13 protein-coding genes are annotated in these 11072 nt (G+C 65.7%); 3 read left to right on the top strand and 10 right to left on the bottom strand.

Going from position 1 to position 11072, the window contains the following annotated elements; genetic code table 11:
- The 3 genes from VMV82_10045 (at position 1) to VMV82_10055 (ending at position 3551) form a co-directional block, all read left to right on the top strand.
- Complete coding sequence (locus VMV82_10045; GenBank protein ID HUY41895.1) at positions 1–585, top strand: isochorismatase family protein; 585 nt, start codon at positions 1–3, stop codon at positions 583–585.
- Positions 582–1961, top strand: a complete 1380-nt coding sequence (locus VMV82_10050) for a cytosine permease (protein ID HUY41896.1) — start codon at positions 582–584, stop codon at positions 1959–1961. The genes VMV82_10045 and VMV82_10050 overlap by 4 nt, the downstream gene beginning before the upstream one ends.
- A 132-nt stretch (positions 1962–2093) precedes the next feature.
- Complete coding sequence (locus VMV82_10055; protein HUY41897.1) at positions 2094–3551, top strand: BTAD domain-containing putative transcriptional regulator; 1458 nt, start codon at positions 2094–2096, stop codon at positions 3549–3551.
- Positions 3552–3560: 9 nt separating this feature from the next.
- Here VMV82_10055 and VMV82_10060 read toward each other — a convergent pair whose 3' ends face one another.
- From VMV82_10060 to VMV82_10105, 10 genes are all read right to left on the bottom strand, one after another.
- Complete coding sequence (locus tag VMV82_10060; protein ID HUY41898.1) at positions 3561–3890, bottom strand: DUF192 domain-containing protein; 330 nt, start codon at positions 3888–3890, stop codon at positions 3561–3563.
- Between the two features lie 161 nt (positions 3891–4051).
- Entirely contained in the window at positions 4052–4660 is a 609-nt protein-coding gene (locus VMV82_10065; GenBank protein ID HUY41899.1) for an A24 family peptidase, read from the bottom strand.
- Positions 4660–5505: a type II secretion system F family protein gene (locus tag VMV82_10070; GenBank protein ID HUY41900.1), complete on the bottom strand. Its 846-nt coding sequence runs from the start codon at positions 5503–5505 to the stop codon at positions 4660–4662. Before VMV82_10070 ends, VMV82_10065 begins: the two co-directional genes overlap by 1 nt.
- Complete coding sequence (locus VMV82_10075; protein ID HUY41901.1) at positions 5505–6365, bottom strand: type II secretion system F family protein; 861 nt, start codon at positions 6363–6365, stop codon at positions 5505–5507. Before VMV82_10075 ends, VMV82_10070 begins: the two co-directional genes overlap by 1 nt.
- A 13-nt stretch (positions 6366–6378) precedes the next feature.
- Positions 6379–7893, bottom strand: coding sequence for a CpaF family protein (locus VMV82_10080; GenBank protein ID HUY41902.1), 1515 nt, complete (start codon positions 7891–7893; stop codon positions 6379–6381).
- Positions 7894–8462: 569 nt separating this feature from the next.
- Complete coding sequence (gene cpaB / locus VMV82_10085) at positions 8463–9311, bottom strand: Flp pilus assembly protein CpaB (protein ID HUY41903.1); 849 nt, start codon at positions 9309–9311, stop codon at positions 8463–8465.
- Positions 9308–9859, bottom strand: a complete 552-nt coding sequence (locus VMV82_10090) for a prepilin peptidase (GenBank protein ID HUY41904.1) — start codon at positions 9857–9859, stop codon at positions 9308–9310. Before VMV82_10090 ends, cpaB begins: the two co-directional genes overlap by 4 nt.
- Positions 9860–9872: 13 nt before the next feature.
- Complete coding sequence (locus VMV82_10095) at positions 9873–10034, bottom strand: Flp family type IVb pilin (GenBank protein ID HUY41905.1); 162 nt, start codon at positions 10032–10034, stop codon at positions 9873–9875.
- Between the two features lie 58 nt (positions 10035–10092).
- Complete coding sequence (locus tag VMV82_10100; GenBank protein ID HUY41906.1) at positions 10093–10254, bottom strand: Flp family type IVb pilin; 162 nt, start codon at positions 10252–10254, stop codon at positions 10093–10095.
- Between the two features lie 46 nt (positions 10255–10300).
- Complete coding sequence (locus tag VMV82_10105; protein HUY41907.1) at positions 10301–10912, bottom strand: hypothetical protein; 612 nt, start codon at positions 10910–10912, stop codon at positions 10301–10303.
- Positions 10913–11072: the final 160 nt, after the last annotated feature.

Below are 11072 nucleotides of genomic sequence, written 5' to 3' on the forward strand. Positions count from 1 at the left end.
ATGTATCGCATCCAGGACAGCGACGCATTGCTGGTGGTCGATCCACAGAACGACTTCCTACCGGGCGGCAGTTTGGCCGTACCCGACGGCAATCGCATCTTCGAGCCGATCAACCGGCTGATGCCGCTCTTCAGCTACGTCGTCGCGTCGCGCGACTGGCATCCGCGCGATCACGCGTTCTTCCAGGCGTACGGCGGCCCGTGGCCCTTCCATTGCCTAGCCGGAACCTCGGGCGCCCAGTTCTCGCCGCTGCTGCACGCAGACGAGGTCGACGAAATCGTCAGCAAGGGCACCGACCCGAAGACCGACGGCTACAGCGCCTTCGCCGGAACCGCGCTGACCGATCGTCTCCACGCGCACGGGATACGGCGCCTCTTTATCGCAGGCATCGCCACCGATTACTGCGTGCGGTGTACGACCCTGGACGCGCGCGCGGCCGGCTTCGACATCGTCGTCATCAGCGACGCGATCGCCGCCATCAACGCACGCCCGGGCGATGAAGAGCGCGCAATCGCGGAGATGCGCGCGTGCGGCGCCGGTTTCACGGACTCGCATCACGTCGTCGCGGGTGACCAAGCGCGATGAGCGAGGCACGCGTATACAGGGATCAAGTCCTCGAGGTCGAGCCGACCGGCATCGAGCATGTACGCGACGATCAGCGCCACGGCAGTCCGCGCCATCTCTTCGGCGTGTGGTTTTCCGCAAACGCCGAGATCGCGACCTGGATGGTCGGCCTCATCATCGCCGCGTCGTACGGCACCGATTTGCGCAGCGCCGCAGCCGGAATTCTGATCGGGAATCTCGCCGGGTTCGCCGTCCTCGGCGCACTCGCAACGATGGGGCCGCGCTACGGCGTGCCGCAAATGGTGGCGGGGCGGCTTGCCTTCGGGCGCAGCGGAAACGTCGCGCCCGCAACGCTCAGTTTCCTCGCCGGCGTCGGATGGTTCGCAATCAACACGGTCTTCGGCGCGTACGCGTTGCAAACGATCGCGGGATGGCCGTACCCCGCGGCGCTCGGCGTCATGCTCGCATTGCAAATCCTGATCGCGGTGTACGGCTACAACTTCATTCACCTCTTCGAGCGCGCGAGCGTCGTGCTGCTCGCGTTCGGCTTCCTGATCCTCGGCGTCGTGACGTTCTCACACGTACAATGGAACGCACCGTTCAATCCGCTCGCGCCGGCCGCCGGAGGAGGCCCGCTCGCAGGGTTCGTTTTCGCAACCGCACTCGCGTTCTCGTATGCGCTCGGATGGGTACCGTGTGCTTCGGACTACTCGCGCTACCTGCCCAGCACGACGAGCGCGCGCGCGGTGTGGTGGTACTCGTTCCTCGGCTGCGTCGTCTCGTGCGTCGTGCTCGAGATCATGGGCGCGGCCACGGTCACCGCCGTGTCGCACGGCTCCGCGCTTACGAACATGCTTCCGACGCAGGCGGTCTCCGTGCTCTTGCGCTCGGGGTGGGTTGCCAAGCTCGTGCTCTTTGCCGTCGTGCTGGGGACGCTGACGGCCAACTGCATGAACCTCTACTCCGGAGCCCTCGCGGCGCTCGTGGCGTTCAACATTCGCGTGAAGCGCGCGGCAGCCGCGCTCGCTGTCGGCGTGCTCGGAGCGCTGCTCGCGACCGGCGGCGCCGTGTGGAGCGATATGGCGACGTACTATACCAACTTCTTGTTGCTGCTCTCGTACTGGGCGTCGCCCTGGGCCGCCGTCGTGCTCGTCGATCTCTGGCTGCGCGGCCGCTCACAGGCCGACCCCGAGCGCGCGCCCCGTTGGCGGACGGGCATCGTTGCGTGGATCGCAGGATTGCTCGCCTCGACGCCTTTTTGGAACCAAGCCTGGTTTGTCGGACCTGTCGCGCACGCGTATCCGCAGCTCGGGGACGTTTCCTATTACGTCGGGTTTGTCGTCGCCGGTGCGCTCACGGCGCTCCTCCGCCGAGCCGAGAGCGTCAAGTTTGCGTAAAGCACGCGTTTGGATTGCTCCTCGGCTAAAGCTCGGCTAAGCGGCAGACGATGCTGTAAGCACGGACGCCTGCGAAGCGGGCGCCAACCGGTGGAGGTCAGGATGCCGACGGGGGTCGCGATCCCAGCGCGAATGCCCAGGAAGCCGACGTACGTTCTTCGACGCGAGCGCCTTCTGGCATGGCTCGAGCGCTACGCGCAAACGCCGTTGCGGGCAATCGTTGCTCCCGCGGGCTTCGGTAAGAGCGTCTTGTTGTCCGAGTATGCTGCGGCACGGCCTGCGTGTTTTTATATTGCGATCGGACCGTTGCGCCGGCTGACCGACCGGCCCGCAATGGTGCTGTGCGAGCGCCTGGGCATGTCGCCCGAATGCGGCCTATCCGTCGAATCGGCGGTCGCGGCGTTCGAGGCGCTTCCTCCGTGCGAGATCGCGATCGACGAGATCGACGCGCTGCGCCGCGACGATCGGGAAGCGCTCGCGCAGATCGTCGCGCAGATGCCCGAGCACGTTCGCGTCATCCTTGCCGGGCGCTCGCGCGAGAGCGTCGCCGATCCCCGCCGTCTGCTCGACGGCGGTACCGCTCTCCTCGACGCATCGAGCTTGGCATTCACCGCCGGCGAAATCGGCGAGCTTGCCGCGCTCGCAGCCGTGGAAGCGCAGAGCGCGCAGGTGACGCAGCTCGCGCGCGAGAGCGAAGGCTGGCCGCTCGTCGTCGCCGGCGCGATTCGCGCAGCAGCCGACGCCGGCCGGACGCTCGCCGACGCGATGCGCCTGTGGAATGCCGAGCGGGGCGTCTCGCTGCGCGAAATGATCTTGGCGGATGCCGCGGCCTCCGATCTCGGCCCCGCGCTCGTGCGCCTCTGTTCGAGCGAAGGACTCGTCGCCGCCGACGACCTCGGCGCGCTCGAGCGTGCCGGCCTCTACGTCGTGCGCTCCGAGTACGGGTACGCGCTGCTTCGCGCGGTTGCGAGCGCCTTCAATCCGCATGGCGAAACGCTCGATCTCGCTGCGCTCCCCGACGCAAGCCCCATGTTTGTTCGCCTCCTCGGCGAGTTCGAGGTGCGCATCGGCGGGCGCCGTATCGAATGGATTCGGCGCAAGGACGCGGCGCTCTTCAAGCATCTGCTCCTCGCGCCGCTCGGTCGCGCCTCTCGCAGCGAGCTTTGCGAGCTCTTCTGGCCAACGCACGACCGCCAACAGGCCGGCCAGAACCTGCGCACGACGTGCAGCAACATCCGCGCCGCGCTTCGCCGGTGCTTGCCCGAGTCGCGCGTCGATCTCTACTTCCGCTGCGAGGGCGGCGACGTCGTCCTTCGCACCGATCTCGCTGCCACCGATCTCGCTGCTTTCACCGCGCACGTGGCGGCGGCTCGCGAGGCGATGACCGCTCAGCATCTCGATCGCGCCGCCGAAGATTATGAAGCCGCGCGCGCGCTCTACCGCGGGCCGCTGATCCTCGAGCCGCCGACGGAGGCTAATGCCGCGGTCGCCCGCGACGTCGACGAGAGCTTCAACGAGATCCAGCGCCATGTGACCGCGTTGCGCCGGCTGCGCGCCGACGTGGTTCCTCTGCGCTCGGTCGTCGCCTAAGGGAAACTCTCAGGAGGCAACGGTCGGCGTCACGAGGTCGCCGGCCCGGATCCCGCGGCGCTCGATCGAGCCCGCAGCGAGTTCCACGACGCGCGACGCCCCGACGCAGCCGACGAACGGGCGCCACGGCCGGACGTTTGCGACCGCACGCACCACCCGGTCGCCGGCATCGAGGAAGACGACGTCGATCGGTACGCGCATGAAGAACGTGTGAATCGACGAGCACCGGTCGAAGAGCATGCCTTCGTCCTCTCCTACCTGCGTGCGCCCGATCAGCCCCAACGTGCGCTGTACGAACGAGCGCGCGGGCGTAGCGCGGATACTGTGCGAGGTTGCCACTGCATTCTCGATTTTGCCAATCGGACGGATTCAGACCTTCCACGAGGCATCCGGCCCAACGGCTTCGAGCCCCTGCGGGGCGATCGCGGGGGCGCCACAGCATTCGGATCAACAAGCAATGCCGGGATTCACTCCGTCTTAGCCGGAGTGGTTACGCATGGTCAGCTATGGACGCTGAACCCGAACGCGAGGAGCATCGCCACCACGATGTACGGAGCGAACGCAATCGGCTGCGTGCCCTTGTTCCGTATTACCGAAACCACGGTTGCGGCAAAGCACGCCACCGCAAGAGCCAGCAGCGACGTCTGCAAGCCGAGCGCTGCGCCGGTCAGCATCGCGAGCTTCGCGTCGCCCCACCCCATCCCGCGGCCGCGTGAGAACGTTGCTGCGAGCGCGAAGGCGGCGAAGACGACCACCGCTGAGATCGCAATCCACCACGTGTGATGGAGCAGAACGCCGAGCGCGATGATGCCGAGCGGAGCGAGCGTGAACGCGTCCGGCACGATGCCGGTACGCGCGTCGCTATACCACGCGCCGACGAGCGGAACGCCGAGCAGAGCGATCGTGCCGAGCTGCGCGAGGTTTCCTCCGCGCGCGGCGACGACGATACCGAGGAGCGCAAAGAGCACGATCGGCACGGCAGGATGCAGCCACATGGGCGCCGGACCATCGTCGTGGCGCTGAGTGCGCGCACAGACGAAATCGGCCGCGATGATGCCGCACGTCGCCGCGCACGCATAGATGAACGCCCAGGCGAGTATGCCGACCATCAGTGGTAAATATACCTCGCGAGAACTCCGCCGAAGATCATGATGAAGAGCGACGGCAGCATGAAGAGCGCCATGGGAAAGATCAACTTATTCGAAAGCGCTGCCGCCAGCTCTTCCGCGCGCATGATGCGCCGGTCGCGCGAGTCGGCTGCAAGTTCTTCGATGACGTGCGTTATCGATGCTCCGACGCGCTCGGATTGCACGAGTGCCGTGATGACGGTCGTCAGATCCGGCTCGCGCACGCGCGATGCCATCGCGGTCAGCGCCTCGGCGCGCGAGCGCCCCAGCCGTACGTCCTGCAACGCCGTGCGCATCTCGTCACCTAGCGCTCCGTGCAAGCCCTCCGCAGCAACCGAGATGGCAGCGTTCAGCGCGACGCCCGCCTCGACCGTGCTCGACAGCAGGTCGAGAAAGTCGGGCAGCGCGCGGCGGATTTCGGTCTTCCGCCGGTTGATCGTGCCCGCGAGCTCGCCAAAGGGACGATAGAAGCCGAATCCTGCAAGCGCCGCTACGAGCAGCAGCATCGCCGTCGACGTTTGGTGCAGCAGGAGCATGGCTAGGAACCCGATGCCGGTGCCGACCGCGCAATAGACGCCGGCGCGTGCGAAGAGCTTTGCCGGCGTGACGTCGTACCAGCCCGCCTCTTGCAGGCGCACCTCGAGTCGATCGCGCCGCTGATCGTTGAGCAGGCGCTGAAAGATCGTTCCGGATTCGTCGGCGCCTCCCATTCCTGCCGAGACGTTGATCGCGGCAAGCTGCGCCTTCACATCGCTGTTCGAGCTCGTCATCGCGTACACGATGACGCCCACGGCGCCGACCACGAGAAGAATCAACAGCACGACCATCAGATGTCGAGCCTCGAGAGCTTGCCGAAGACGATCCATCCCAGGGTGATCAAACCTACGACGACGCCCAAGCAGAGCCGGCCGAGCAGCGTGTAGAGCAAGCCCGCGCGCATGTCAGGCTCGAAGGTCAGGATAAAGATGCCGACGCCGATGGGGAGCGCCGAGATGATGTACTTCGTAAAGCGAGCCTCGGAGGTCAGCGCGGCGATCTTACGATTCAGTTTGCGGCGCTGCTTGATCGTCTCCGCCAAGTTCTCCAGCACTTTGCCGAGGTTGCCGCCCGTCTGACTCTGGATCCGAATCGAGCGCGTCATCATCGCAAGCTCGCTCGAAGGCATGCGGTCGGCGAGCTGGTCGAGGGCGTCGTAGATGCTGACGCCGATTTGGGTCTGGCTCAGCACCCGCGAGAACTCGATCCGCGACGGATCCGGCATGTCGCTCACGACGGTGACGAGTGCTTGCCGCAAGCCGAGCCCAACCCGCAGAGCGCCCGTGATCAAACGCAGTACGATCTCCAGCTGATTATTGAAATGATTGAGGCGCCGTAGCACCTTGAGATTGACGTACCCCTTGACGCCCACGTATGCGATCCACGACGTGCCGGCGAGCAAGAGGAGACCGACGATTGGCGACGGCTTGAGGAGAAACGCCAGAACGCCCCACGGAATGATCGCCGCTGCGATCACCATGAGCGCAAGCTCTTCGGCCTTGATCGGAATCGCCGCGCGCTCGAGCAACCTGCGGTACGGCTCCAGCCGCAGCGCGACCCACGCGACGAGCCGGTCCCAGAACGCGACGCAGCCGATCGCGACTGCGCCCGCGACGCCGAAGAAGACGATGAACGGTGCGACCGAGGTCATTCCGGGATCTCCGCTACCACGCGGCGACGGCGAGCTGCATCTGGCTCAGCCGCTCGATCTGGAAGCTGACGCCGTACTCTTCGAGGCGGCGCAGGAAGTTCGGCTGGACGCCCGTGTAGACGAAGCTTCCGACGAGCTTGCCTTCTTTGTCGAGGCCGTGTTGGTCGAAGCGCAGGATCTCTTGCGTCGAAATGATGTCGCCCTCCATGCCGACGACTTCGGTGACGGACGTGACCTTGCGGCTTCCGTCGCGCAAGCGCGACGTCTGCACGATCACGTCGACGGCTCCCGAGACCTGCTCGCGAATCGCGCGCACCGGGATGTCGAAGCCCGCCATCAGCACCATCGTCTCGATGCGCGACAGGCAGTCACGCGGCGTGTTCGCGTGCACGGTAGTCAGCGATCCGTCGTGACCGGTGTTCATTGCCTGGAGCATGTCCAGCGCTTCACCGCCACGGCACTCGCCGACGACGATGCGGTCCGGACGCATGCGCAGCGAGTTGCGTACGAGCTCGCGAATCGGGATCGCGCCCCGCCCTTCGACGTTGGCCGGACGCGCCTCCATCCGAACCACGTGATCCTGATGGAGCTGCAGTTCCGCCGCGTCTTCGATCGTGATGATGCGCTCGTTGACGGGAATGAACCCCGAGAGGACGTTCAGCAGCGTCGTCTTGCCGGAGCCGGTGCCGCCGCTGATGACGATGTTCAAGCGTGCCTCGACGGCCGCTCGCAATAGGTCGGCCATCTCCGGCGTCAGCGAGCCTTTGGAGACGAGGTCGTCGGCCTTGAGCCGGTCCTTCGCGAAGCGCCGAATGGTGATCGTCGGATAATCGATCGAGAGGGGCTCGACCGTCGCGTTGACGCGCGAGCCGTCGGGAAGGCGTGCGTCGACCATCGGAACCGCTTCGTCGATGTGTCGCCCGATCGGCGAGATGATGCGTTCGATGACCAAGCGCACCTGGTGTTGGTCGTTGAAGCGCATGCCCGAAAGCTCGATGCGGCCGCGACGCTCTACGTAGATACGATCCGGGCCGTTGACCATGATTTCAGTGACCTCGGGGTCGCTCATGAGATCTTCGAGCGGGCCTAGGCCGAGACTCTCGTGGATGATGTCTTGCCGCAGACGGGCGATCTCCTCGGCCGATCCGAGCCCCGGATGACGCGCTACGGCCTCGGTGACGGTGCTCTCGACCTCGGCGCGAAGCTCCTCCAAGCGCAGCGGGTCTGCGTTGGAGCCGATCGCAGCGAAGTCGATGCGGCGCGAGAGCTCGCGATGAATCTCCGCCTTCAGCGCCGACCATTTGTTCTTGTGCTGGTCCGATGCGGTATCCGCGGCGCGCTTCTGGACGCCGTTGTTCGACACATCGACTTTCGTGCGATCGACCATGCGCCGCTCGCCGATCGGCGTGCTCGTCGATGGTTGCAGGACGAGCAGGTCCGCGGGCTGCGGGCCGCTCTTGAGCCGATCCACGACGGCGGCGACCGCCTTTTCGAACTTCTTGTCATCGAGCGGGGGAATCTCGCCCATTATCTTGAGCTTCAGCGCGCGCTCGATCTCCGCGGTGGGAACGCGATTGTGCGGGTCGCGCGTGACGACGACCGCGCTTAAGCGCGACTCCGGCACGCCGAACTTCATCAACTCGAGCTGCATCACCCGCGCGCCGGTAACGCCGAGCATGGACGGCTCGACGACGAGCAAGAACTGCGCTGCGCGAACCGCGAACGGGCGCACGGCTGCAGCGAACGGCTGCGCCGCGTCGACGATGGCAAACTTCGTCGCAGCGGAGATCGAGCGCAGAAGCTGCTCGACCTTGTCCGGTTTGATCGTGAACCCGTCGTGGATCGATCCTGCCAGCTCGAAGAGCGTGAGATTCGGCCCGACCTCCGCCAGCGCGAAATCGTCTTGCGCGCGCCGCGCGTCGACCTTCGCGATCGCGTTGAACAGCACGGCACCGGCGCGCCGCCCGGACAGATCGCCGTCGACGAGCAGCGTCGGTCCGCCGTCCTTCGCGAACGTCGTCGCCACGTGGGTCGCGAAGGTCGTCGCACCGACTCCGCCTTTGGAGCCGATGACGAAGAAAATCTCAGGCATCTCCTTTATCTCGTCGAGCTGCCCGAGGTGTCCGGGGCGCCGATCTGATCGCCTTCGATGATCTCGACCGATGAATACGGCAGCGCGCGGCGCGGGCCGGGAGCGGGTCCGCTCGAGGTAACCGGCGGCGGGGGAGCCGCAAAGGTCTGCGATGCGAACACGAGGTCCTGACTCGAGCCGCTGGGATCGCCCTTCGGACGCAGCGCCAATCGCAGCGTCGTGTTGAGATCGGCCATCGCGAGCAAGTCCGCCTGATTCGGCGTGACCTCGAGCGTCACCGAGCGCGGAACGTTGGGAACGGGCTGCGATCCCGGGGTGGGCGTCGAGGGCGCCGAGGGCGCGAGCTCGCCGCCGACGGCGAAGACCGTGACGTCGTGCAGAATGATCGAGGCCGTCGGCTGGGCGGCTCCGACGCGCGGGGGCACGGCGATCACGTCGACCTTGTCGCCCGGCTCTACGAGACCCGAAACGTCACGCACCTCGTCGACGGGAATCGAGATCGCTCGATAGCCGCGCATGAGGTGCAGGCCGCGTACCGGCGCCTCGTCTTTGCTCGTATTCGAGGACGTAATGGCCGCGCCGGCCGGAATCGGGCCCAGCGCGACGTCGCCGGAGATGTCGCTCGGGGACGAGAGCGCGTTGGAGTCGACGTCGCTGCTCGGACGCATGACCACGTTCACCATCGAGCTCGTGACCGGCGTGTGCGCGGGAATGTCCGCGATCGCGACGAGCACCGGTCTTGGCGGCGCCGACGCGACGTTTCTATTCGACGACGACAGATAGTTGAAGGTCAAGAGTCCGGCGCCGGCGGCGAGCACGGCCGCCACGATGAGCAGCGTATTGCGTTTGTTCATTGAACGATCCTCAGGAAGGGGAAGACGGTGAGACCTGCGACCGCGACGGCGAATCCTGCGCCGATCGCGACCGCGTACGGAATGCGCGTGCCGCGCGCCCCGATCGCTGCGGCACCGAGAGCGAGACTACGGCCGGCGAGAGTCGTCGTGATGCCGATGCGCACCCGGCTGACGACCGCGCCGACTTCGCCTCGCACCGCTGCGACGCTGACGGCGAGCACGCCGCCCCAGAGAGCGCAGTAGAGCGCGACGTCGACGCACGCGGGAAACCCCGCAAGCGCGGTGACGCCTGCGAGCAGCTTGACGTCGCCGCCTCCGAGCACGCCGGCAGCGTGCACGAACGTCCCGAGGACGAGCATGACGGCGACGATGGATGCCGCGGCGAGCGCGGCTTGCACGCCGTCGAAGGCTGCGAGCACCGGCGCGGCGGCGATGAGCGGCAGCGTGAGCGCGTTCGGAACGCGCCGTGAGGCGAGGTCCGTACACGCCGCGATCGCGCATGCAGCGCCTGCGACGGCAAAGGCAATGGTGTGCGGTGTTGAAATCATCAATGGTTCTCTTTTAGATCGCGCTCGCGTCGCTCGAGAACATGGAGCTGATGTCCGCGCCGAACACCGTCATCGCTGCAATAGCGGCGAGGGCGACGAGCGTGATCAGCAGTCCATATTCGACCAGGCTTGCGCCGTGATCGTCTCGGACGAGATTGCGAAATGCAATGATCATGAGTGAAAAAAGGCGGGCTACACGCGGACGCGCGTAGCCCGCTCTTCGATCGTTGGGTTTAGAGGTCGTTGCCTGCGTTGGTGAACAGGCTCGAGATCTTGCCGCCGAGCGTGGTCATGGCGGTGATCGCCGCGAGGGCGACGAGTGCGAGCAACAGGCCATACTCGACCAGCGTCGCACCGCTATCGTCCTTCACGAGGGTCTTGACTGCGGAAAACATATTGAAGGTTTCTCCTCACTTAGGGTGTTTGGGGTACGAGATTCGTCTACGGTCCGCGGTCGTTATCCACGTCAGTAGACGTGATCGGTGGCCCGCTCGATGGAGGGCCGACCGTGAGACTCACGGTTGCCGGATTCGTACCCGGCGCTTCCGCTTGAATCATGATTTCGGTGCCCTGGATGAAGTCGGGGGCGATCGGAAGTATTACCGAGAAGGCGCCGGACGAGTCCGCAACCGCCGTCAAGCGATTGAGGAAGACGACCGGCAAGTCGATCGAGATCTTGGCTCTAGCCGTGATCTCGACTGACGTCCCTGGCGGAGCGGTCCCGGTAACGTCGATCGCCTCCGCGCCATCGTGACGACGAGCGGAGAGTGCGATCGCTCCGGCTTGCGGCGCTTGGCTCAGAACCACCGGCGCCGAGCTGGCGGCGGGAGTCGTAGACCCCGCGCCGCCCGCGTCGAACGACGGTCGCTCCGAAGCCGAGAACCCATAGCTCGGATAGACCGATGAAACGACAGCTGCGCCGGCGTTCGCACCTACCCAGTCGTGCTGTGCCTGCGAAAGCGTCGACCCGGGGACGCCGGCCGAAGCCGAACCTCCCGAGGCCATGATGAGCGACGCAACGATCGCAGACGACGTGAACGCTTGATGCAACATGCCGTTCTCCTTTCCGTGAACGTGGGACGATCATAATCGAGGTTCGGCTTTCTGCAAACGCTGTGCGCACAAGCTTTACAGAAAGCAAACGCTGCGTTTATGCCCTTAGGGTAGGGGGTCGTGGCATAATGAGTTCCGATGCCGTGGCTCACGGAAGGAA

It is taken from the genome of Candidatus Dormiibacterota bacterium (assembly GCA_035532035.1).
Classification (GTDB): domain Bacteria; phylum Vulcanimicrobiota; class Vulcanimicrobiia; order Vulcanimicrobiales; family Vulcanimicrobiaceae; genus Tyrphobacter.